The organism is Variovorax cryoconiti, from assembly GCF_051216395.1.
GTDB lineage: Bacteria > Pseudomonadota > Gammaproteobacteria > Burkholderiales > Burkholderiaceae_C > Variovorax.
Genome location: NZ_JBPJZI010000007.1, coordinates 168,362 through 190,102, shown reverse-complemented (window position 1 = coordinate 190,102; position 21,741 = coordinate 168,362). Strand labels below are relative to the sequence as shown.

18 protein-coding genes are annotated in these 21,741 nt (G+C 67.9%); 11 read left to right on the top strand and 7 right to left on the bottom strand.

Annotated elements, in window-relative coordinates; genetic code table 11:
• Positions 1-56 precede the first annotated feature (56 nt).
• Both ACSFA2_RS18055 and ACSFA2_RS18050 read right to left on the bottom strand, forming a co-directional pair.
• Entirely contained in the window at positions 57-563 is a 507-nt protein-coding gene (locus tag ACSFA2_RS18055) for a hypothetical protein (RefSeq protein ID WP_435456694.1), read from the bottom strand.
• Between the two features lie 126 nt (positions 564-689).
• Complete coding sequence (locus ACSFA2_RS18050; protein WP_435456693.1) at positions 690-2,024, bottom strand: phospholipase D-like domain-containing protein; 1,335 nt, start codon at positions 2,022-2,024, stop codon at positions 690-692.
• 164 nt (positions 2,025-2,188) lie between these two features.
• Between ACSFA2_RS18050 and ACSFA2_RS18045 the strand changes: the two genes are divergently transcribed.
• The 4 genes from ACSFA2_RS18045 to ACSFA2_RS18030 are packed head-to-tail and all read left to right on the top strand — an operon-like array spanning position 2,189 to position 8,770.
• A complete protein-coding gene (locus ACSFA2_RS18045) occupies positions 2,189-2,749 on the top strand; it encodes a (2Fe-2S)-binding protein (RefSeq protein WP_435456692.1) in 561 nt (186 codons plus the stop codon).
• The gene (locus tag ACSFA2_RS18040; protein ID WP_435456691.1) at positions 2,746-3,786 is read left to right on the top strand and encodes an FAD binding domain-containing protein; all 1,041 of its coding nucleotides are present in this window, start codon (positions 2,746-2,748) and stop codon (positions 3,784-3,786) included. The genes ACSFA2_RS18045 and ACSFA2_RS18040 overlap by 4 nt, the downstream gene beginning before the upstream one ends.
• Positions 3,783-6,065, top strand: coding sequence for a xanthine dehydrogenase family protein molybdopterin-binding subunit (locus ACSFA2_RS18035; RefSeq protein WP_435456690.1), 2,283 nt, complete (start codon positions 3,783-3,785; stop codon positions 6,063-6,065). The genes ACSFA2_RS18040 and ACSFA2_RS18035 overlap by 4 nt, the downstream gene beginning before the upstream one ends.
• Complete coding sequence (locus ACSFA2_RS18030; protein ID WP_435456689.1) at positions 6,062-8,770, top strand: excinuclease ABC subunit UvrA; 2,709 nt, start codon at positions 6,062-6,064, stop codon at positions 8,768-8,770. Before ACSFA2_RS18035 ends, ACSFA2_RS18030 begins: the two co-directional genes overlap by 4 nt.
• On the opposite strand, the gene ACSFA2_RS18025 is transcribed toward ACSFA2_RS18030, so the two are convergent.
• The 5 genes from ACSFA2_RS18025 to dnaA all read right to left on the bottom strand — a co-directional run bounded on the left by ACSFA2_RS18025 (position 8,695) and on the right by dnaA (position 15,921).
• Positions 8,695-9,741, bottom strand: a complete 1,047-nt coding sequence (locus ACSFA2_RS18025) for an RNA methyltransferase (protein ID WP_435456688.1) — start codon at positions 9,739-9,741, stop codon at positions 8,695-8,697. The genes ACSFA2_RS18030 and ACSFA2_RS18025 overlap by 76 nt on opposite strands.
• Positions 9,728-10,618, bottom strand: coding sequence for a YihY/virulence factor BrkB family protein (locus ACSFA2_RS18020; protein WP_435456687.1), 891 nt, complete (start codon positions 10,616-10,618; stop codon positions 9,728-9,730). The genes ACSFA2_RS18025 and ACSFA2_RS18020 overlap by 14 nt, the downstream gene beginning before the upstream one ends.
• Before the next feature lie 25 nt (positions 10,619-10,643).
• Positions 10,644-13,262 carry a DNA topoisomerase (ATP-hydrolyzing) subunit B gene (gyrB, locus tag ACSFA2_RS18015; protein ID WP_435456685.1) on the bottom strand — a complete coding sequence of 873 codons (2,619 nt, stop codon included), beginning with the start codon at positions 13,260-13,262 and terminating at the stop codon, positions 10,644-10,646.
• Between the two features lie 103 nt (positions 13,263-13,365).
• On the bottom strand, positions 13,366-14,472 hold the full coding sequence (gene dnaN / locus ACSFA2_RS18010) for a DNA polymerase III subunit beta (RefSeq protein WP_286647397.1): 1,107 nt from the start codon (positions 14,470-14,472) through the stop codon (positions 13,366-13,368).
• Positions 14,473-14,541: 69 nt separating this feature from the next.
• Positions 14,542-15,921: a chromosomal replication initiator protein DnaA gene (gene dnaA, locus ACSFA2_RS18005; RefSeq protein WP_435456684.1), complete on the bottom strand. Its 1,380-nt coding sequence runs from the start codon at positions 15,919-15,921 to the stop codon at positions 14,542-14,544.
• A gap of 281 nt (positions 15,922-16,202) precedes the next feature.
• On the opposite strand from dnaA, the gene rpmH reads away from it, so the two are divergent.
• The 7 genes from rpmH (at position 16,203) to ACSFA2_RS17970 (ending at position 21,741) form a co-directional block, all read left to right on the top strand.
• Positions 16,203-16,337, top strand: coding sequence for a 50S ribosomal protein L34 (rpmH, locus tag ACSFA2_RS18000; protein WP_007834827.1), 135 nt, complete (start codon positions 16,203-16,205; stop codon positions 16,335-16,337).
• A 76-nt stretch (positions 16,338-16,413) separates the two neighbouring features.
• Positions 16,414-16,803, top strand: a complete 390-nt coding sequence (locus tag ACSFA2_RS17995; protein WP_286647399.1) for a ribonuclease P protein component — start codon at positions 16,414-16,416, stop codon at positions 16,801-16,803.
• Entirely contained in the window at positions 16,800-17,084 is a 285-nt protein-coding gene (gene yidD / locus ACSFA2_RS17990; RefSeq protein WP_262075690.1) for a membrane protein insertion efficiency factor YidD, read from the top strand. Before ACSFA2_RS17995 ends, yidD begins: the two co-directional genes overlap by 4 nt.
• Positions 17,081-18,838 (top strand): membrane protein insertase YidC, encoded by a 1,758-nt coding sequence (gene yidC / locus ACSFA2_RS17985; RefSeq protein WP_435456683.1) that lies wholly within the window; start codon positions 17,081-17,083, stop codon positions 18,836-18,838. Before yidD ends, yidC begins: the two co-directional genes overlap by 4 nt.
• Before the next feature lie 80 nt (positions 18,839-18,918).
• The gene (gene mnmE, locus ACSFA2_RS17980) at positions 18,919-20,325 is read left to right on the top strand and encodes a tRNA uridine-5-carboxymethylaminomethyl(34) synthesis GTPase MnmE (protein ID WP_435456682.1); all 1,407 of its coding nucleotides are present in this window, start codon (positions 18,919-18,921) and stop codon (positions 20,323-20,325) included.
• Between the two features lie 71 nt (positions 20,326-20,396).
• Positions 20,397-20,864: a Crp/Fnr family transcriptional regulator gene (locus ACSFA2_RS17975; protein ID WP_435456681.1), complete on the top strand. Its 468-nt coding sequence runs from the start codon at positions 20,397-20,399 to the stop codon at positions 20,862-20,864.
• A gap of 7 nt (positions 20,865-20,871) precedes the next feature.
• The gene (locus ACSFA2_RS17970; protein ID WP_435456680.1) at positions 20,872-21,741 is read left to right on the top strand and encodes a hypothetical protein; all 870 of its coding nucleotides are present in this window, start codon (positions 20,872-20,874) and stop codon (positions 21,739-21,741) included.

Here is a 21,741-nt window from a genome sequence, read left to right as displayed (position 1 = left end):
AGAAAAGCGCAGGCGGTGCGCCCGCGCGCGGGGCGCTTCAGGCGCCCTTCGGTGCGTCAGCGGCGCGCGGCAGACGCGTCCTGCGTCACCATGGTGCTGCCGGCCAGCGGCGGCACGTCGATGTTCGACGGCCAGACGAAGCGGGCCTTGACCGGCATGCCGTTGAACACGTTCACCTGCTGGGTCAGCGTGATGCCGCCCAGGGTCGCTTCAACGTCGTACGAGCCGGGCTCGAGCCGCGTCAGCATCAGCGGGCCGGTGGCGGTGGTTTCCATCACCAGCTTGCCGTTGTACTTGTCGCGCACCAGAACCCGCACATCGGACGGCGCCGCGCCGCGCGCGCCTTGCCCCAGGGCGAATTCGAGCGTGGCAGCCCAGCGCGGCGACACCATCTGGAGGAACTGCGCCTCGGTCTTGTCCGCGCCGCCGCACATGTACTCGACACCGTCGGCCATGCGGATCGGCGGATTCGCTGCGGCCTGCGCGGCGACGAGGGTGCCCCAGGCCAGGGCGGCGGTCACCACGGTGCGTGCGACGGCAGATGTAACGCGAAAGGGGGTCATGCTGTACCGGAATTCCAGTGCGACGGTGCGTCGGGAATTCTTCCCTAGCAACAATCGGGCACGGTACAGCGTTTACGCGTAGATGGCGTGACAACCGTCGCTGGCGCTTCGAGGGCGGCAGTTCGTTCAGAGCTGCGTGGCGAGCAGCGACGACAGATGTTCCATCGCCTTTTCGTGCCAGGGCCGGGCGCGCCAGGCGTCGTAGGTCAGCCGTGTGGCGCGCTTCAGGTCTTCCTCGAACACGCGCGTCTCCTGCGCGGCGAAGGCCTCGTCGTAGATGTTGAGGTTGGCCTCGTCGTTGAGGCGGAACGAACGGTTGTCGAAGTTGGTGGAGCCGACCGACACCAGCAGGCCGTCGACGGTGAACACCTTGCAATGGAACATGGTCGGCTGGAACTCGCTGATCTGCGCGCCGGCCGCGAGCAGCGGCCCCCAGGTGGCGCGCGACGCGCGGCGCACCGTGCTGGCGTCGATCAGCGGGCCGGGCGTGATGATGCGCACCCGCACGCCACGCTTCATCGCCGCGACCAGCGCATCGACGGTGAGCGCGTCGGGCACGAAGTACGCGCTCGACAGGTCGATGGTCCGGGTGGCCGCCGCGATGGCCAGGAGGTACATCAGGTGCATGCTCTCGCTGCCGCCGGTGGGCGAGCTGCTGAACATCTGGGCGCGCCCGCCGCTCTGTGCGCCGTCGGCGACGGCACGCGCTGCCGCCTCGACGGGCGTGATCTTCGGGAAGTAACGTTCACCGTGCAGCACCTCGCCCGAGGTCTTGATCCAGTTGTCCATGAAGACCGACTGCATCTGCGCGACCACCGGCCCTTCGACGCGGTAGTGCGAATCGCGCCAGTGCTCGGGGTCCTGCGCGTTGCCGGTCCATTCGGGTGCGATGCCCACGCCGCCGGTGAAGCCGACGCGCCCGTCGACCACCAGCAGCTTGCGGTGGGTGCGGTTGTTCATCCGCGCGATGTCGTACCAGCTCGGCTTGTGGAACTTGCGGATGACCACGCCCGACGCTTCCATTTCCTTGAGAAAGTCGTCGTCGATCTTCGCGCTGCCCACCCAGTCGAGCAGCACGTGCACCTTGACGCCTGCGCGTGCCCGCTCGCTCAGCGCGTCGGCGAAGGCACGGCCGATGTCGCCGGACCAGTAGATGTAGGTCTCGAAGGTCACGCTCTGCGTTGCACCGCGGATCGCGTCCAGCATGGGCGGGAAGATCCTGTCGCCGTTGTGCAGCGCTTCGAAGCGGTTGCCCTCGGTGATCGGCGGGCCCAGCAGCACGCCCAGCGCGCGCTGGAACTGCGGGTCGTGCAGCGCATATTCGCGCGTGACCTGCTCGTCGATCTTCTTCTCGCCGCCGGTGAAGTTCAGGACCAGCAGGGTGGCCGCGAGGGTCAGCACGGCCGTCAGCACGATGGGGGTCAGGCGGCTCTTGTGGCTTTTCTTGTCAGTCTGGCGCATGGCTGAAACGGGAGATTCTTGAAAGGCGCGACGCTAGCACGCAGCGCGAGGCCGTCGCGCCATCACGGCGCTTTCCCTCCCTTGTCTTACACGCGGCACGGCGTGCGTCGGTGACCGTGCAAATTCCCGATGCAAAAACCACCAGCCCATTTGAAGGACATGCCGTGGACCGCCCCACCCTTTCAACACCCACCGACCTTGAAGCCGCTGGCCACGCCGTGTCGCTGCGCGTCAACGGGCAACACCACGAACTCGCGCTGCAGCCCTGGGTGAGCTTGCTCGATCTGCTGCGCGATCGCCTGAACCTCACCGGCACCAAGAAAGGCTGCGACCACGGCCAGTGCGGCGCCTGCACGGTGCTGGTCGACGGCAAGCGCATCAACGCTTGCCTCACGCTGGCCGTGATGCAGGACGGCCGCGACATCGTGACCGTCGAGGGCATCGCGGACGGTGCAGAACTGCACCCGCTGCAGCAGGCCTTCATCGCGCACGACGCTTTCCAGTGCGGCTACTGCACGCCCGGCCAGTTGTGCTCCGCAATGGGCCTGATGAACGAAGGCCAGGCGCGCACCGAGGCCGACCTGCGCGAACTGATGAGCGGCAACATCTGCCGCTGCGGCGCCTACCCGCAGATCGTGCAGGCGATCGGCGAGGTCATGGGCGTGCCGGTGGGGCAGACCGACGACAGGCGCCGCCGCATCGTGATCGGGACGGTGCCGGCATGAACCCGTTCACCTACGCCGTCCCGGCCGATGCCGATGCAGCGGTTGCCGACATCGCGACGGGCCAGGCGAAGTTCATCGCCGGTGGCACCAATCTGCTCGACCTGATGAAGGAAAACCTGATGCACCCGGTGCGTCTGGTCGACATCAGCCGCCTCGCGCTCGACGGCATCGAAGAAGCCGAGGAAGGCGGACTGCGCCTGGGCGCCCTCGCCCGCAACGCCGACACCGCCTACCACCCCCTGGTGCGCGAGCGCTACCCGCTGCTGGTATCGGCCATCCTGGCGGGCGCGTCGCCGCAGATCCGCAACATGGCGACCAACGGCGGCAACCTGCTGCAGCGCACCCGCTGCTACTACTTCTACGATGCCGGCGTGCCGTGCAACAAGCGCGTGCCCGGCAGCGGCTGTCCAGCGATCGGTGGGCTGAACCGCATCCATGCGATCCTGGGCGCGAGCGAGCAGTGCATCGCGACGCACCCGTCGGACATGTGCGTGGCGCTGGCCGCGCTCGACGCCACGGTGCAGGTGCAGTCGACCCGTGGCGTGCGGCACATTCCCTTCACCGACTTCCATCGCCTGCCCGCCGACCGGCCGGAAGACGACACCACGCTGGCGGCCGACGAACTGATCACGCACATCCATTTGCCGGCCGCTGCGCAGTTCGCCGCCCACAGCGCGTACCTGAAGCTGCGCGACCGCGCGTCGTATGCCTTCGCGCTGGTGTCGGTGGCGGCGGCGCTCGACCTCGCGCCCGACGGCACGGTGCGCGAGGTGCGCGTCGCGCTCGGCGGTGTCGCGCACAAGCCGTGGCGGCTGCCGCAGGCCGAATCGCTGCTGGTCGGCGCGCCGGCCACTGCGGAGACCTTCGCGCAGCTGGCCGATGCGCTGCTGCGCGACGCACGCGGCCAGGGCGACAACGATTTCAAGATCCCGCTGGCGCGCCGCGCCGTCGTGCGTGCGCTCGAAGTCGCCGCGGCGGGCACCGTGACCAACGTGGGCGAGAGCGCTCCGGATTCGAGCGAAGGAACGCGCGCATGACCGATCTCATCGAAGCCCTCCAGGTGCCCTCGGCCGAAGCCGGCACCGGTGCCGTGCAAATCGGCATGCCCGTCTCGCGCGTCGACGGCCGCGCCAAGGTGACCGGCACGGCGCGCTACGCGGCCGAGCACCCGGCGGCCGACCTGGCCTACGGCGTGGTGGTCAACAGCACCATCGCGAAAGGCCGCATCGTCGGCTTCGACCTGGCTGCCGCGCGTGCAGTGCCCGGCGTGCTGGATGTGCTCACGCACGACAACCGCCCGAAGATGCGCAGCTTCGGCCTCTTCTACAAGGACATGACCGCCCCGGGCGGCTCGCCCTTCAAGCCGCTGCACGACGACAAGATCCTCTACAGCGGCCAGCCGATCGCGCTGGTCGTGGCCGAGACCTTCGAGGCCGCACGCCATGCCGCCGCACTGGTGCGCGTGCAGTACGAGGAAGAGCCGCACGACACGAACCTGATGGCCAACCTCGCGCGCGGCCGCCAACCCAGCCGCCTGAAGGCCGGCTACTCGCCGCCGCCCGACGAGAAGGGCGACGCCGAAAGCGCCTTCGCCGCCGCGCCGGTGAAGGTCGAGGCCGAGTACCACAGCGGCGTCGAGCACCACAACCCGATGGAGCTGTTTGCGTCGACCGTGATCCGCGGCGCCGACGGCCACCTGACGATCTACGACAAGACGCAGAGCTCGCAGAACAGCCGCTGGTACGTGTCGCATGTGTTCGGCCTGTCGAAGGACAAGGTGACGGTGCGCAATCCGTATGTCGGGGGCGCCTTCGGTTCGGGCCTGCGCCCGCAGCACCAGTTGCCGCTGGCGGTGATGGCCTCGTTGCACCTCGACCGCTCGGTGCGCGTGGTGCTCACGCGCCAGCAGATGTTCACCTTCGGCCATCGTCCCGAGACGCTGCAGCGCGTGAAGCTGGCCGCCGATGGCGACGGCACGCTGCGCGCGATCGTGCACCACGCCATCGCCGAGACCTCGCGTTTCGAGGACTATGTCGAGGTGGTGGTGAACTGGTCGGGCCAGCTCTACGCCTGCGACAACATCAAGCTGGGTTACCAGGTCGTCGAGCTCGACCAGCACAGCCCCATCGACATGCGCGCCCCCGGCGCGGCGCACGGCGTGCACGCGCTGGAGGTGGCGATGGACGAGCTGTCGTACGCGCTCGGCATGGACCCGCTGGCACTGCGCCTGAAGAACTACGCCGAGCGCAACCCGATGGACGACCTGCCCTACTCCACCAAGGCACTGCGGGCCTGCTACGAACAGGGCGCGGCGCGTTTCGGCTGGGCCCTGCGCCCGCTGCAGCCACGCACGATGCGCGAAGGCACCGAACTTGTCGGCTGGGGCATGGCGACCGGCACCTGGGACGCGATGCAGATGTTCGCTCGCGCCAGCGCCGTGTTGCATGCCGACGGTCACCTGGTGGTGAGCTGCGCGGCCACCGACATCGGCACCGGCACCTACACCGTCATGGCGCAGATCGCGGCCGCGGCGATGGGCCTGCCGATGGAACAGGTGCAGTTCCAGCTGGGTGATTCGACCCTGCCGGTCGCGCCCATCGAAGGGGGGTCGTCGCACGTGACGACGGTCGGCTCGGCGGTCGAAGGCGTCTGCAGGAAGCTGCAGAAGCGGCTGCTCAAGATGGCACGTGCGATGGAGGGCTCGCCGCTGCGACGGGCCAGGCTGAACGAGGTCGACTTCGCCGACGGGACGGTGCGCCTGCGTGCCACGCCTTCGCACGCCATCCGGCTGGTCGACATCCTCGCGGCTTCCGGCGAGGTCCGCATCGAAGAGAAGTACCTGATGCTGCCGCATGTGCTCCAGCAGAAGAAGTACGTGCGCGCTACGCACTCGGCCGTGTTCTGTGAGGTGAAGGTCGACGAATTGCTTGGCACCGTGCGCGTGACGCGCGTCGTCAGCGCCATCGCCGCCGGCCGCATCATCAATGCCAAGACGGCGCGCAGCCAGGTCACGGGTTCGGTGGTGTGGGGCATCAGCCAGGCGCTCCATGAGGAGACGCACGCCGACCACCGGCTCGGCCGCTTCATGAATCACAACCTGAGCGAATACCATGTGGCGGTGAATGCCGACATCCATGACATCGACGTCGTCTTCGTTGACGAGGACGACCGCGTCGTGAGCAGCCTGGGCGCCAAGGGCGTGGGCGAGATCGGGATCGTCGGCGTTTCGGCGGCCATCTCCAACGCGATCTTCCACGCCACGGGGCGGCGTGTGCGCAGCACGCCCATGACGCCCGACAAGGTCATGCTGCCGTGAACGCGCGGGATGGGCAACACGGGCGCGACGAGCGCGACCTGAGCGCCTTCGTGCGGGTGCGCGGTGCGCGCGAGCACAACCTCAAGGACGTGGATGTCGACATCCCGCGCGATGCGCTGGTCGTCTTCACCGGCGTGTCGGGCTCGGGCAAGTCGTCGCTCGCCTTCGGCACGCTCTACGCCGAAGCGCAGCGCCGTTACTTCGAATCGGTCGCGCCCTACGCGCGGCGCCTGATCGACCAGGTCGGCGTGCCCGCGGTGGATGCCATCGACGGCCTGCCACCGGCCGTGGCGCTGCAGCAGCAGCGCGGCACGCCGGGCACGCGCTCGTCGGTCGGCAGCGTGACCACGCTGTCGAGCCTGCTGCGCATGCTGTACTCGCGCGCCGGCCACTACCCGCCACAGCAACCGATGCTGTTCGCGGAAGACTTTTCGCCCAACACCGCGCAGGGCGCCTGCCCGACCTGCCATGGCCTGGGCCATGTGTACGAGGTGACCGAGCGATCGATGGTGCCCGACGATTCGCTGAGCATCCGCGATCGTGCCATCGCCGCCTGGCCGCCCGCGTGGCAGGGGCAGAACCTGCGCGACATCCTGGTCACGTTGGGCTATGACGTCGACACCCCCTGGCGCGACCTGTCGCGCAAGGACCGCGACTGGATCCTCTTCACCGACGAGCAGCCGACCGTGCCGGTGTACGCCGGCTTCACGCCGGCGGAGACCCGCGCGGCGCTGCGCCGCAAGATGGAGCCGAGCTACCAGGGCACCTTCATGGGTGCGCGCCGCTACGTGCTGCACACCTTCGCCACCACCCAGAGTGCCCTGATGAAGAAGCGCGCGGCGCGCTACATGGTCGGCAGCGTGTGCCCGACCTGCGACGGCAAGCGCCTGAAGCCCGAAGCGCTGAGCGTGACCTTCGCGGGCCACGACATCGGGGCGCTGGGCCGCCTGCCGCTCGACCGGCTGGCGGCGGTGCTGGCGCCGGCCGCCGCGGGCTCGCTGGAGGCCTCGGGCCGGTCGTCGGTGCGCAGCCGCGAGGCCTCGCGCCGCGATGCGACGCAGCGCGTGGCCGCCGGGGGCGCGGCGCACGCCGCATCGCCCGACGTGCGCCGCACGCCCGAACTCTCGGAAGAAAAACGCATCGCCGCCCAGCGCATCACGCAGGAGGTGCTGGCGCGCGTGGAGACGCTGCGCGCCCTGGGCCTGGGCTACCTGTCGCTCGACCGCAGCGCACCGACGCTGTCGCCGGGCGAGTTGCAGCGGCTGCGCCTGGCCACGCAGATCCGCTCCAACCTCTTCGGCGTGGTGTATGTGCTCGACGAGCCTTCGGCGGGCCTGCATCCGGCCGATGCCGAGGCGCTGCTCGACGCGCTGCATGCACTCAAGCGTGCGGGCAACTCGCTCTTCGTGGTCGAACACGACCTCGACGTGATGCGCCAGGCCGACTGGCTGGTCGACGTCGGCCCCGATGCCGGCGAACAAGGCGGCCGGGTGCTGTACAGCGGGCCGCCTGCTGGACTTCAATCGGTGGCCGCATCCCACACGGCGCGCTACCTGTTCGCCGACCCGGCCCTTGCCACCGCGCGGCAGCCACGCGCACCGACGGGGTGGCTGCGGCTGGAAGGTGTCACGCGCAACAACCTGCGGGACGTCGACGCCGACGTTCCGCTGGGGGTGCTGACGGCCGTGACCGGCGTGTCGGGCTCGGGCAAGTCGAGCCTGGTGAGCCAGGCGCTGATCGATCTGGTGTCGGCGCATCTGGGTCACGAGCCGCCGGCAGCCGACGACGAGGCCACCGGTGACGACATGCCGAGCGCCACACTCGCATCGGCGACCGCCGGTCGGCTCGGCGGCGACATCGCGCGCGTGCGCCGCCTGGTGCGCGTCGATCAGAAGCCCATCGGCCGCACGCCGCGATCGAACCTCGCGACCTACACCGGGCTGTTCGATCCGGTGCGCAAGCTCTTCGCCGCCACGCCGGCGGCGAATGCGCGGCGCTACGACGCCGGCCGCTTCTCGTTCAACGTGGCGAAGGGCCGCTGCCCGACCTGCGAGGGCGAAGGCTTCGTCAGCGTGGAGCTGCTCTTCATGCCCAGCGTGTACGCGCCCTGCCCGACCTGCCACGGCGCGCGGTACAACGAAGAAACGCTCGCGGTGCAGTGGAACGGCCGCAGCATCGCCGACGTGCTCGGCATGACGGTCGACGAAGCGCACGACTTCTTCGCCGACGAACCGACGGTGCAGCGCCCGCTCGCCCTGTTGCGCCTGATCGGGCTGGGCTACCTGCGACTGGGGCAGCCGGCGACGGAGCTGTCGGGTGGCGAAGCGCAGCGCATCAAGCTGGCCACCGAGCTACAGCGCGCACAGCGCGGCCAGACCCTGTACGTGCTGGACGAGCCGACCACCGGCCTGCATCCGTCCGATGTCGACAAGCTGATGGTGCAGCTGCACGCGTTGGTCGATGCGGGCAACACCGTCGTCGTGATCGAGCACGAAATGCGCGTGGTCGCGGGCAGCGATTGGGTGATCGATCTCGGGCCGGGCGCGGGCGACCGTGGCGGCCAACTGGTGGCGTGCGGCACGCCGCAGGAAGTGGCGCTGTCGACGACCAGCCGAACCGCGCCCTACCTTCAGCGTGCGATGGGTGGGGCAGCAGCGTCCTTGCGGAAGACGACCGGCACCTCACGGGCCCGCGCGCGCAGCTGACCGCAGCCACCGTCGATGTCCTGGCCGGCCGAGTGCCGCAGCTTTGTGAGGATGCCGCGGGCGTGCAGCGTGCGCGCCATCGCCTCGCAGCGCGCCAGTGTGGGGCGGCTGAAGGCGACGCCATCGACGGCGTTGAACGGGATCATGTTCAGTACGCCGTACTTGCCCGACAGCAGCCGCACGATGCCCTCGATCTCGTCGTCGCCGTCGTTGATGCCTTCGAGCAGCGTCCACTGGTACTGGATCGGGTAGCCGGTGGCGCGGGCGTAGCGCTCGCCGGCATCGACCAGTTCTTCGGGCGTCATGGCCGGCGCGCGCGGCAGCAGCTCTTTCCGGAGGTCGGCCCGGGTCGTGTGCAGCGACAGCGCCAGCGCCGGCTTGACGCGCTCCCGATCCAGCCGCTCGAACACGCGCGGGTCGCCGACGGTGGAGAACACCAGGTTCTTGTGGCCGACGTTGCCCACTGTGCCCAGCAGTTCGATGGCCTCCATCACGTTGTCGAGGTTGTGGGCCGGTTCGCCCATGCCCATGAACACGACCTTGCGCACCGGCCGGCGCAGCCGCGCGAGCGCGACCTGGGCGATGATTTCGGCACTGCCGACCTGGCGCAGCAAGCCGTCGCGCCCCGTCATGCAGAAGCGGCAGCCAACGGCGCACCCCACCTGCGACGAGACGCACAGGCCGCCGCCGGGCAGCAGCACGCTTTCCACCGTCTGCCCGTCCGCCAGCGCGACGAGCAGCCGCTCGGCCCCGTCGTCGCCCGGGTGCACCGACTGGACGCGTGCGAGCCCGGCCAGCTCGGCCTCGATGGCCGGCAGGGCCGCCATTAGCGATGACGGGAAGAAGCTCGCAGGCAGCCGCCGGCCGCTGTTCCGGGGCAGCGCATGCGACCACAGCCGCAGGATGCGCTGCTCATGGCTGGGGCCCGCGCCGGCCGCGCGCAAGCGCTGCTTGAGTTCAAGGATCCGCATGCGAAGGCCCCGCCACCTTCTCGCGCAGCACCCCGTTGATCTCCGCGCCGAAGATCAGCGTGGTCGCGCTGATGTAGAGAAAAACCAGCGTGGCCACCACGCCCGCGAAGCTGCCGTAGAGCAAGGCGAGCTTGCCGGCGGTGCGCAGGGTGTACGACAGCGTCGCAGCGGCGCCCACCCACAGCGCCGCGCCCATCAGGGCGCCCGGCATCACGGTGTAGAGGCGCTGGCGGATGTCGGGCAGCCAGCCGTAGAGCAGCGCGTACAGCACCGTCAGCACCAGGTACGCCGAACCGTAGCGCACGCTGTTGCGCAGCCAGAGGGTGTCCTGCCCCGCACCCACGCTTTGCTCGAGCAACGCCCACACGTAGGGCATGACCACCACCGAGCTGAACGCGGCCAGCACGCCGGCGCCCACGACCACCGTGAACAGGGTCGACTTGATGCGCGCCTTCCAGAACGGCAGGCCCCGCTCGATGCCGTAGGCCCGGTTCAGTGCCGAGCGCACCGCCTGCATGCCCGACGAGGCGGTCCACAGCGTGGCGAGCACGCCGATCGTCAGCAGCGCCTGGTTGCGCTGCGCCAGCACCTGCCGGATGACGGGCTGCATGGCGTCGCGCACCACCTGCGGCGCATAGCCGATCACGCGCTCGACCAGGGCCGCCGCATCGCCCGGCTGCCCGACGAAACCGGCCGCGGCCGACAGCAGGATCAGCAATGGAAACATCGCCAGCACCGACGAGAACGCGAGGCTGCCCGCCTGGTTGGCGCTCTGGTGGACGATGTAGTTGCGGATCGCCCTCACGATCACGCCCAGTCCCGGCGTGGCCAGGACCGTGCGTTGCACGCGTTGTGCCGTGTCGCCGAGCCAGCTCATGGGCGCTGGTGCCCGGCCATCATCATCACACGTCGATATTCGACGCCCGCAGCGCGTTCTGCTCGATGAACTCGCGGCGCGGCTCCACTTCGTCGCCCATCAGCATGGTGAACACGCGGTCGGCTTCGATGGCGTCGTCGATCTGCACGCGCAGCAGGCGGCGCACGGTCGGGTCCATCGTGGTTTCCCAGAGCTGCTCGGGGTTCATTTCGCCCAGGCCCTTGTAGCGCTGGCGTGAGGTGGTGCGCTCGGCTTCGCCGATCAGCCACTTCATCGCGATGCGGAAGTCGGAGACCTTCTCTTCCTTCGCGCGCTCGCCCTCGCCCCGCTTCACGATGGCGCCTTCGCCCAGCAGGTCGCGGAAGGTGTTGGCCGCGGTGGCGAGTGCGGCGTAGTCGGCGCCGTGGACGAAGTCCTGCGTGATCACGCTGCTCTTGATGTTGCCGTGGTGGCGGCGGCTGATGCGCAGAATCGGCTTGTCGGTGCGCACGTCGAACTCGCTCGCGACTTCGGCGGGCACGCCGGTTTCGTTGAGTTCGCGCAGCTTGGCCTGCAGCGCGATGGCCGAGGCTTCGGCGCTGGCCGGGGTGTCGAGGTCGAGCGACACGCCGTCGGCGATGGCGCGCAGCGCGGCCGCGTCCATGAATACGCCGAGGCGCGCGATCACGGCCTGTGCCAGCTGGTGCTTGCGCGCCAGCTCGGCCAGCGTGTCGCCGGCGAGCGTGGTCGGGGTCGGGCCGCCGGTCTCGATGCTCGCGTTCTGCAGCGCCACCTTCAGCAGGAAGGCGTCGAGCGCCGGGCCGTCCTTGAGGTATTGCTCTTCCTTGCCGACCTTCACCTTGTAGAGCGGCGGCTGCGCGATATAGATGTGGCCGCGCTCGACCAGCTCCGGCATCTGCCGGTAGAAGAAGGTCAGCAGCAGCGTGCGGATGTGGGCGCCGTCGACGTCGGCGTCGGTCATGATGATGATGCGGTGGTAGCGCAGCTTGGCGACGTTGAAGTCGTCGGCGCCGCCGCCGTTCGTCGTGGCGCCGGCACGGCCGATGCCGGTGCCCAGCGCGGTGATCATCACCAGGATTTCGTTGCTGGTCAGCAGCTTCTCGTAGCGTGCCTTCTCGACGTTCAGGATCTTGCCGCGCAGCGGGAGGATGGCCTGGAACTTCCGGTCGCGGCCCTGCTTGGCGGAGCCGCCGGCGGAGTCGCCCTCCACCAGGTAGACCTCGCACAGCGCCGGGTCCTTCTCCTGGCAGTCGGCCAGCTTGCCGGGCAGACCCATGCCGTCGAGCACGCCCTTGCGGCGCGTCATTTCGCGGGCCTTGCGGGCGGCCTCGCGGGCACGGGCGGCTTCGACGATCTTGCCGCAGATGATCTTGGCGTCGGCCGGGCGTTCCTGCAGGTAGTCGGTCAGGAGCTTGCCGACGATGTCTTCCACCGGCGCGCGCACCTCGCTGGACACCAGCTTGTCCTTGGTCTGGCTCGAGAACTTCGGCTCGGGCACCTTCACGCTCAGCACGCAGCACAGGCCTTCGCGCATGTCGTCGCCGGTGACCTCGACCTTCGCCTTCTTGGCGAACTCGTTCTCTTCGATGTACTTGTTGATGACGCGCGTCATCGCGGCGCGCAGGCCGGTCAGGTGGGTGCCGCCGTCACGCTGCGGGATGTTGTTGGTGAAGCACAGCACCTGCTCGTTGTAGCCGCTGTTCCACTGCATCGCGACTTCGACGCCGATCTCCGTCCCCGGGATGCCGCCATAGGTTTCGGCCGGGCGCCGGCCCTCCGCGTAGAACACGTTGGGGTGCAGGACGGTCTTGCCCTTGTTGATGAACTCGACGAAGCCCTTGACGCCGCCGGCGCCGGAGAAGTCGTCTTCCTTGCCGCTGCGTTCGTCCTTCAGGCGGATGCGCACGCCGTTGTTCAGGAAGCTCAGTTCGCGCAGGCGCTTGGAAAGGATCTCGTAGTGGAAGTCCGAGTTCTCGATGAAGATCGTGGTGTCGGGCAAAAAGTGCACTTCGGTGCCGCGCTTGTCGGTGTCGCCGACGATCTTCATCGGCGAGACTTCGACGCCGTTCACCTTCTCGATGATCCGGTTCTGCACGAAGCCGCGGCTGAATTCCAGCTCGTGGATCTTGCCTTCGCGGCGCACCACCAGGCGAAGCATCACGCTCAGCGCGTTCACGCAGGACACGCCCACGCCGTGCAGGCCGCCCGAGACCTTGTAGCTGTTCTGGTTGAACTTGCCGCCGGCGTGCAGTTCGGTCAGCGCGATCTCCGCGGCCGAGCGCTTGGGCTCGTGCTTGTCGTCCATCTTCACGCCGGTCGGGATGCCGCGGCCGTTGTCGGTGACGGAGATCGAGTTGTCGGTGTGGATGGTGACGACGATGTCGTCGCAGTAGCCGGCCAGCGCCTCGTCGATCGAGTTGTCGACGACCTCGAACACCAGGTGGTGCAGGCCGGTGCCGTCGGAGGTGTCGCCGATGTACATGCCGGGGCGCTTCCGCACGGCTTCCAGGCCTTCGAGGATGGTGATCGAGCCTTCGCCGTACGAGGTGTCGGGCGGCGTGATCTCGATCGGGATCGCGCTCTCGATCTCAGGCGTGTAGACCGGTTCGGTGTGCGGTGTTTCCGGCTTGTTTTCTTCGCTCATTGGGGACACATCCTCTCTGGGGAAACAGGTTCTGGGGTCTCTTGAAAGACCCAACCCGCGGCGGCCGCGGGTTGTGGGTGCAAGGGCTGTCGACGGGAACGCGTCAAATGCGCATCGGCATCACGACGTACTTGAAGTTCGCGTTCTCGGGAATCGTCAGCAGCGCGGAGCTGTTGGAGTCGGCCAGGTCGAGCTTGACCATGTCCTGGCTCATGTTCGACAGCGCGTCGATCAGGTAGGTCACGTTGAAGCCGATCTCGATGGCGTCGCCGCCGTAATCGATGTCGAGTTCGTCCTGGGCCTCTTCCTGTTCGGCGTTGTTCGAGGCGATGCGCAACGTGCCCGGCTCCAGGTTCAGGCGCACGCCCTTGAACTTGTCGCTGGTCAGGATGGCGGTGCGCTGCAGGCTGGCCAGCAGCGTGGCGCGGCCCAGCGTGACGCTGTTCTTGTGCGCCTTCGGGATCACGCGGTTGTAGTCGGGGAACTTGCCCTCGACCAGCTTGGTAACGAACTCCATGCCGCCGAAGCTGAACTTCGCCTGGTTGTTGGCGAACTGCATTTCGATGGCGCCTTCGGCGTCGGACAGCAGGCGCTGCATCTCGATCACGGTCTTGCGCGGCAGGATCACTTCCTGGCGCGGTACCTCGACCTCGAGCGTCGCCGAGGCGAAGGCCAGGCGGTGGCCGTCGGTGGCCACCAGGCTCAGCTGCTTGCCTTCGGCCACGAACAGGATGCCGTTGAGGTAGTAGCGGATGTCGTGCACGGCCATCGCGAACGACACCTGCTGCAGCAAATCCTTCAGCGTCTTCTGCGGCACGCTGAACACCGGGCCGAAATTGGCGGCTTCCTGCACCAGCGGGAAGTCTTCCGCCGGCAGCGATTGCAGCGTGAAGCGGCTCTTGCCGCCCTTGAGCACCAGCTTGCTCGCGCTCGATTCGAGGCTCACGGTCTGGTCGGTCGGCATGGTGCGCAGGATGTCGATCAGCTTGCGTGCGCCGATGGTCGTGGTGAAGTTGCCTTCGTCCCCACCCAGCTCGGCCGTCGTGCGGATCTGAATTTCCAGGTCGCTGGTCGTGAGCTGCAGCTGGCCGCCGGTCTTGCGGATCAGCACGTTGGCCAGGATCGGCAGCGTGTGCCGCCGCTCCACGATGCCCGCCACCGACTGCAGCGCGGCGAGAACTTTGTCTTGTGTTGCCTTCAGGACGATCATCTCTTACCTCTTCCTCGTTTCGTTCGATTCGTTGATTCGTGCAGTGCCGAGATTAGCGGGTGCCGGTGACTAGCCCTTGAGGGTCTGTTCGAGCACGTGGAGCTGCTGGTTGAGCTCGGTGAGCTGCTGGCGCTCGCCCGAGATCTTGCGCACCGCGTGCAACACCGTCGTGTGGTCGCGGCCACCGAAGAGCTCGCCGATTTCCGGCAGGCTCTTCTGGGTCAGCTCCTTGGCCAGGTACATCGCGATCTGCCGCGGCCGCGCGATGCTGGCCGGGCGCTTCTTGCTGTACATGTCGGCGACCTTGATCTTGTAGTAGTCGGCCACCGTCTTCTGGATGTTTTCCACCGAGATCTGCCGGTTCTGGATCGACAGCAGGTCGCGCAGCGCCTCGCGCGCCAGGGCGATCGAGATCTCTTTCTGGTTGAAGCGCGAATACGCGAGGATCTTGCGCAACGCGCCTTCGAGCTCGCGCACGTTCGAGCGCACGTTCTTCGCGACGAAGAAGGCGACCTCTTCGGGCATCTCGGCCGACTCGGCGCGCGCCTTGTTGATCAGGATGGCCACGCGCATCTCGAGCTCGGGCGGCTCGATGGCCACCGTGAGCCCCGAATCGAAGCGCGACACCAGCCGCTCGTGGATGTCGGCGAGACCCTTGGGGTAGGTGTCGCTGGTCATCACGATGTGCGACTTCTTGGCCAGCAGCGCCTCGAACGCGTTGAAGAACTCTTCCTGCGTGCGGTCCTTGTTGGCGAAGAACTGCACGTCGTCGATCAGCAGCAGGTCGAGCGAGTGGTAGCGCTCCTTGAACTCGTCGAAAGTCTTGCGCTGGTAGGCCTTGACCACATCCGACACAAACTGTTCGGCGTGGATGTAGAGAACTTTGGAATCGGGCCGGTCAGCCAGCAGCCGGTTGCCCACCGCGTGCATCAGGTGGGTCTTGCCCAGGCCGACGCCGCCGTAGATGAACAACGGGTTGTACAGATGGCCCGGCATGCCCGACACGTGCATGGCCGCCGCGCGCGCCATGCGGTTGGCGGTGCCCTCGACCAGGGTGTCGAAGGTGAGGCCGGAATTCAGGCGATTCTTGAAGGCAGCCGAGGCCGCATCCTCGCCCAGGCCGGCCACGTCACGCGGTACATCCGTTTCGGCCATGACGGCCATGGGTGCACTGCGCACGGGCGCTTCCCGCGGAGCAAGCGCTAACTCGACATGCACCGACTGGCCGTAGATCTTCTCGGCCATGGCCGCGATCTTGCTGGCGTACTGGGCCCGGATCCAGTCGAGCTTGAAGCGGTTCGCGACGAACACGGTCATGCGCGACAGGTCGTCCGTGACCTGTGCGGTCAGCGGCTTGATCCAGGTGTTGAACTGTTGCTCGGACAGCTCCTGCGCGAGCTGGTCGACGCAGGCCTGCCAGAGGCTGTCACCCGCGCCGTCGTTCGGCATGGGCAGTGAGAAAGGGGCGTCCCTCGGTCATTTTTCTGGTTGTCGTGTTGTGGATAGTTGCCTCGTCAGGGCGTCGGGCATTCTAACTTGTCAAAACCTTATCCACACCCTGATCGGCGGTCGATTCGGCAACGCATCCATACCCTCGTCGAGGGCCGGATTTGTTGGTTCGGCAAATGTTTGTGATAATCGCGGGTTTCCCTGAAAACCTCTTGTGTGTTTCGGGGCGTCAATCCTCGCCGGCGCAATCGATCATCGGCGGGTTCCTAGGAAAAAGCATCATGAAACGCACTTACCAAGCCTCCAAAGTCCGCCGCGCCCGTACCCACGGCTTCCTGGTCCGCATGAAGACCCGCGGCGGCCGTGCCGTCATCAACGCTCGCCGCGCCAAGGGCCGCAAGCGTCTGGCCGTCTAAGGCCCGACCGACGGCACCCTTGCAGGATTCGCCGCTTCCGTCCGCAGCCCCGCGTGGCGCACTGCGGGCGGGTTCCATGCAGCGGCTCCAGACCCGCGCGCAGTTCCAGGCCGTCCTCGCTGGTGCCACCGTGGCGCGCACCGCCCATTTCGCATTGCACCGCTGTACGCTCGACGCGCCAGCCGGGGCTGAGTCGCTGTTCGGCAGCGCGCGCGACGTGTGGGTGGGTGCCATGGTGCCCAAACGCTGGGCTCGCCGCGCGGTCACGCGCAATGCCATCAAGCGACAGATCTATACCGTGAGCGCCTTGGCCGAAGCTTCGCTGCCGCCTGCTGCGCACGTGGTGCGTCTGCGCGCCGGTTTCGACCGCAAGCAATTCGTGAGCGCCACCTCGGACAAGCTCAAGGCGGCCGTGCGCGCGGAACTCCAGCAACTGCTGCAGCGGGCCCAAGCGGCGCGTCCATGATCCGGCGCGCGCTGATCGGCCTGGTCAAGGCCTACCGGTTGCTCCTGAGTCCCTGGCTCGGGCAGTCGTGCCGGTTCGAGCCGACCTGTTCCGTCTATGCCATCGAGGCGCTCGAGCGCCATGGCGCTGCCAAGGGCAGCTATCTCACCCTGCACCGCATTGCGCGCTGCCAGCCCTGGTGCCAGGGCGGCCACGATCCGGTGCCTCCCACGAAGGCCGAGCGCGACGCTTCGCGATCGCTGTTCGCCTTTCTCTCCTCCGACAAGAAGTCTTCTTCATGAACGATATTCGCCGCACCATCCTGCTGGTGATCTTTGGTTTCTCGCTGGTGATGCTGTGGGACCAGTGGCAGGTCCACAACGGCAACAAGCCGACCTTCCTGCCTTCGTCGAAGACGGCAGCAAGTGCGCCCGGCGCCGGCGCGCCGGCGGGTGCGGCCAGCGGCGCGGCCGGTGGCGTGCCTGCCGCTGCCGGCGTGGCGGGTGCATCCACTGCGGTGCCCACGCAGCCGGCCACCACGGCCGTTGGCGAAAAGGTGACCATCACCACCGACGTGTTCAAGGCGACCATCGACGGCCAGGGCGGCACACTGTCGGGCCTGCAACTGCGCCAGTTCGACGACCAGACCAACCACCACGGCCTGGTCGAATGGTTCAACAAGCTCATCGGCCGCCCGACGCCGCCGAACCTCGTCGTTCCGGTGACACTGATGGAAGATGGTTCGCCAGCCACCATTTCCGTGGCGCAGACCGGCCTGGTCAACACGGTGGACGCGGGCGAGCGTTTCCCCAACCACCTGAGCCTGATGACGCCGACGGCCGGGCCGCGTGAACTGGCTGACGGCCAGAACGCATTGGAAGTCGCCTTTGAATCGCAGCCCGTGGGCGGTCTGAAGTACATCAAGACCTACCGCTTCCTGCGCGGCGACTACTCGATCCACGTCAAGCACCAGATCGTCAACGTGAGCGACCAGCCGCGCGACGCGCAGCTCTACCTGCAACTGGTGCGCCACGGCACGGTGGCGTCGACCACGATGTTCGGCACCAACACCTTCGCCGGTCCGGCTGCGTATACGGAAGAAAAGAAGTTCCACAAGCTGGCCTTCACCGACATCGCCAAGAAGAAGGTCGAACTTCCGCCGCCTGCCAACAATGGCTGGATTGCGATGGTCCAGCATTATTTTGCGTCGGCCTGGCTGCTCAACACCCCGGGCAGCGACGCCTACAAGCGCGAGTTCCGCGTGGCCGACCTGGGCAACAACCAGTTCTCGATCGCCATGGTGTTGCCGCTGCCAAAGCTCGCGCCCGGCGCGTCGCAGACCATCGACAGCAGCCTGTTCGCAGGACCGCAGGAAGAAAAGAAGCTCGAAGCCCTCGCGCCCGGTCTCGACCTGGTCAAGGACTACGGCATCTTCGCGATCATCTCGAAGCCGCTGTACTGGCTGCTCAATGAGTTGCACAACATCCTGGGCAACTGGGGCTGGTCGATCGTCGCGCTGGTGGTGCTGCTCAAGGGCGCCTTCTACTGGCTCAACGCGAAGGCGTACGCCAGCATGGCCAAGATGAAGGCCATCAATCCGAAGATCACGGAAATGCGCGAGCGGCTCAAGGACAAGCCGCAGGAGATGCAGCAGGAGATGATGCGCATCTACAAGTCCGAAAAGGTCAACCCGATGGGCGGCTGCTTCCCCATCGTGATCCAGATTCCGGTGTTCATCGCGCTGTACTGGGTGCTGCTGTCGTCGGTCGAGATGCGCCACGCGCCGTGGATCGGCTGGATCCATGACCTCTCGGCACCCGATCCGTGGTTCATCCTGCCGGTCATCATGACCGCCACCTCGCTGTTCCAGACCTGGCTCAACCCGACGCCGCCGGACCCGATGCAGGCCAAGCTGATGTGGATCATGCCGCTGGCCTTCAGCGTGATGTTCATCTTCTTCCCGGCCGGCCTGGTGCTGTACTGGATCACGAACAACACGCTGTCGATCGCGCAGCAGTGGTTCATCAACAAACGGCTGGGCGTCCTGGGCAAGTAGGCTCGGGCCCGACACCCATCCGCTCCGAGGGCCGCGCAAGCGGCCCTTTTCCATGCCAACTGCGAAACAATAGGTCTTCCATGCTGGCCCGTTCCACCGACCCGATCGTCGCCATCGCCACCGCGCCCGGCCGCGGTGCGGTCGGCATCGTGCGCGTTTCGGGCCGCGCGCTCGGTCCGCTGATCGACGCCATGTGCGGGCGCTCGCTCAAGCCGCGCGAGGCCACCTACCTGCCTTTTCTCGATGCCGATGGCGAGGCCATCGACCGCGGGCTGGCACTGCATTTCCCGGCGCCGCATTCCTTCACCGGCGAAGACGTGCTCGAACTGCAGGCGCACGGCGGTGCGGTCGTGCTGCAGCTGTTGCTCGCGCGCTGCCTCGAGGCAGCCGCCTATGTCGACGTGCCCAGCGGCAAGCCGCGGCTGCGCGGCCTGCGCGTGGCCGAGCCGGGCGAGTTCAGCCAGCGCGCCTTCCTCAACGGCAAGATCGACCTCGCCCAGGCCGAGGCGATCGCCGACCTGATCGACGCCAGCACCGAGGCCGCGGCCCGCAGCGCCGGCCGTTCGCTGTCGGGCGCCTTCTCGCGCGAGGTGCATGGGCTGCGCGACGCGCTGGTGCACCTGCGCATGCTGGTCGAGGCGACGCTGGACTTCCCCGAGGAGGACATCGACTTCCTCCAGAAGGCCGACGCCGCGGGGCAGCTCGCGGCGCTGCAGGCACAGCTCGCCGCAGTCGGCCTGCGCGCGCGCCAGGGCGCGCTGCTGCGCGAAGGCATCAAGGTCGTGATCGCCGGCCAGCCCAACGCGGGCAAGAGCTCGTTGCTCAACGCGCTCGCCGGCGCCGAACTGGCCATCGTGAGCGCCGTGGCCGGCACCACGCGCGATGTGGTGTCGCAGACCATCCAGATCCAGGGCGTGCCGCTGCATGTGGCCGACACCGCCGGGTTGCGCGACAGCAGCGACGAGGTCGAGCAGATCGGCGTGGCCCGCGCCTGGGGCCAGATCGACAGCGCCGACGCGGTGCTGTTCCTGCACGACCTGACCCGCGCCGAGGCGCCGGCCTACGCGGCGGCGGATGCCCAGATCCTGCGCACCTTGCAGTCGCGTCTCGCGGCAGACGTGCCGGTGCTCGATGTCTGGAACAAGCAGGACGCAACGCCGTCCCCGGCACCGGCCGGCGGCGTGGCGCTGTCCGCGAAAACAGGCGAAGGCATCGAGGCGCTGCGCCAGCGCTTGCTGGAAATCGCCGGCTGGCAATCGGTGCCCGAAGGCCTGTACCTCGCGCGTGCGCGCCACGTCGACGCCCTGGCGCGCGTGGCGCGGCACCTGGCGCAGGCCGACGCGCAGCTCGGTGCCCGCAACCCCGCGCTCGATCTGTTGGCTGAAGAGCTGCGCCTGGCGCAGAACGCTCTGAACGAGATCACCGGAGAATTCGGCGCCGATGATTTACTGGGTGTGATTTTTTCGCGATTCTGCATAGGAAAGTAGTACATCCCCGGACACAAGCGTGTGACATTTGTCTACATTTACGGTTCTCACCGAACACAGGGGACCGGACCATGTCTTCCGCCATCCAGGCGTTGTGCCGTGCGGTCACGCACAACACGAGCTATGACGCCTTTGCGCCAGCGCTGAACGCGCAGCAATGGGAACTGCTCGGCGAATACATGCAGGGCTTCGATCTGCCCGCCGGGCATGTGTTGATCAGCCAGGGCGCGCAGGACCGCACCCTCTTCTTCATCGAAAACGGCACGCTCAGCGTGCACCTGGCCGGCAGCAAGGGCCAGATGCAGCTGGCCATCCTGAATCCGGGGGCGGTGGTCGGCGAAGGGTCCTTCTTCTCGCGGCTGCCGCGGTCCGCCAACGTGGTGGCCATCGGCGCCGCGCGGGTCTGGCGACTGACGCCGGTGCGCTTCGCCGAGATGTCGAACCGTCAGCCCAACCTGGCGCTGGAGATCGTGATCGCCCTCGGCGGCGTGATCGCCAAGCGCATGGTCGACCGGCTCAAGCGCGTCGCGGTGACCTGAGCGCGCGATGGCATTGCTATGCGTGGCCTGCCGCACGGAGAACCGTGACGCGGCGAAGTTCTGCAAGGGGTGTGGCGGCAAGCTGGTGAGCTTGCCGCCACGGTCGGCCGCGGAAGCCGAGGCACTCGACGACGCGTGGGGCGCCACGGTGGTGGCGTCGCTGGAGGACGGCCGCGCGCCGCCACCGCGTGCCGGCGCGCAGCCGGCCCGTGCATCACGCCCATCCGCGCTGCACACCGCGTCTGCCGAGCCCTCCTCGCGCCCGCATCTGCCGGATGCGGCGCCGCGACCGCGCGACCGCAGCGTGTTCTGGGTGCTGGTGGCGGCCGCGGCCATCATCGTCGCCACCGGCGGCCTGTATGTCTATCGGGGCCTGCATCGGAGGCCGGCGCCGGTGGTCGTGCAACCGCACGCGCAAGAGCCGACGGCGGTACCGGCGTCAGCGCCTGCTTCCGCACCGGGACCCGCCGAGCTGCCGGCCGCGGCCTCGGTGACACCGGCCGAAGCACTCCCCGCCGAAGAGACGGCCTCTGCCGTGCCGGCGCAGATGGTTTCTTCGCCAGCCGTCGCAGCCGCATCCGCGGTGCCGGCTGCGCGGAAGCCGCGCAAGACGGCGTCCGCGTCGGTGCCACCCGCTGCGTTACCGCCCGTCGCCGCGACACCGGCGGCGCCGGCCGCCCCCTCGACGGCGCCGGTCGACCCGCCGCCGCCGGCCGACCCGGCGCAGGCCTGCGCCGGCCGCAACTTCATCGCCACGGCGCAGTGCCTGGTCGTGCAATGCGCCAAGCCCGAGTTCGGCGCCCATGCCCGCTGCGACGACGTTCGGCGGCAGCAACGGATCGACGAAGAGAAGCGCAACCCGACCAACGCCGCCTGA

What these genes read in the sequence shown, in the direction of transcription:
- ACSFA2_RS18055 (WP_435456694.1), bottom strand. Translation starts at nt 563, where the DNA reads ATGACCCCCTTTCGCGTTACATCTGCCGTCGCACGCACCGTGGTGACC.
- ACSFA2_RS18050 (WP_435456693.1), bottom strand. Translation starts at nt 2,024, where the DNA reads ATGCGCCAGACTGACAAGAAAAGCCACAAGAGCCGCCTGACCCCCATC.
- ACSFA2_RS18040 (WP_435456691.1), top strand. Translation starts at nt 2,746, where the DNA reads ATGAACCCGTTCACCTACGCCGTCCCGGCCGATGCCGATGCAGCGGTT.
- ACSFA2_RS18035 (WP_435456690.1), top strand. Translation starts at nt 3,783, where the DNA reads ATGACCGATCTCATCGAAGCCCTCCAGGTGCCCTCGGCCGAAGCCGGC.
- ACSFA2_RS18025 (WP_435456688.1), bottom strand. Translation starts at nt 9,741, where the DNA reads ATGCGGATCCTTGAACTCAAGCAGCGCTTGCGCGCGGCCGGCGCGGGC.
- ACSFA2_RS18020 (WP_435456687.1), bottom strand. Translation starts at nt 10,618, where the DNA reads ATGAGCTGGCTCGGCGACACGGCACAACGCGTGCAACGCACGGTCCTG.
- gyrB (WP_435456685.1), bottom strand. Translation starts at nt 13,262, where the DNA reads ATGAGCGAAGAAAACAAGCCGGAAACACCGCACACCGAACCGGTCTAC.
- dnaN (WP_286647397.1), bottom strand. Translation starts at nt 14,472, where the DNA reads ATGATCGTCCTGAAGGCAACACAAGACAAAGTTCTCGCCGCGCTGCAG.
- dnaA (WP_435456684.1), bottom strand. Translation starts at nt 15,921, where the DNA reads ATGCCGAACGACGGCGCGGGTGACAGCCTCTGGCAGGCCTGCGTCGAC.
- rpmH (WP_007834827.1), top strand. Translation starts at nt 16,203, where the DNA reads ATGAAACGCACTTACCAAGCCTCCAAAGTCCGCCGCGCCCGTACCCAC.
- ACSFA2_RS17995 (WP_286647399.1), top strand. Translation starts at nt 16,414, where the DNA reads ATGCAGCGGCTCCAGACCCGCGCGCAGTTCCAGGCCGTCCTCGCTGGT.
- yidD (WP_262075690.1), top strand. Translation starts at nt 16,800, where the DNA reads ATGATCCGGCGCGCGCTGATCGGCCTGGTCAAGGCCTACCGGTTGCTC.
- yidC (WP_435456683.1), top strand. Translation starts at nt 17,081, where the DNA reads ATGAACGATATTCGCCGCACCATCCTGCTGGTGATCTTTGGTTTCTCG.
- mnmE (WP_435456682.1), top strand. Translation starts at nt 18,919, where the DNA reads ATGCTGGCCCGTTCCACCGACCCGATCGTCGCCATCGCCACCGCGCCC.
- ACSFA2_RS17975 (WP_435456681.1), top strand. Translation starts at nt 20,397, where the DNA reads ATGTCTTCCGCCATCCAGGCGTTGTGCCGTGCGGTCACGCACAACACG.
- ACSFA2_RS17970 (WP_435456680.1), top strand. Translation starts at nt 20,872, where the DNA reads ATGGCATTGCTATGCGTGGCCTGCCGCACGGAGAACCGTGACGCGGCG.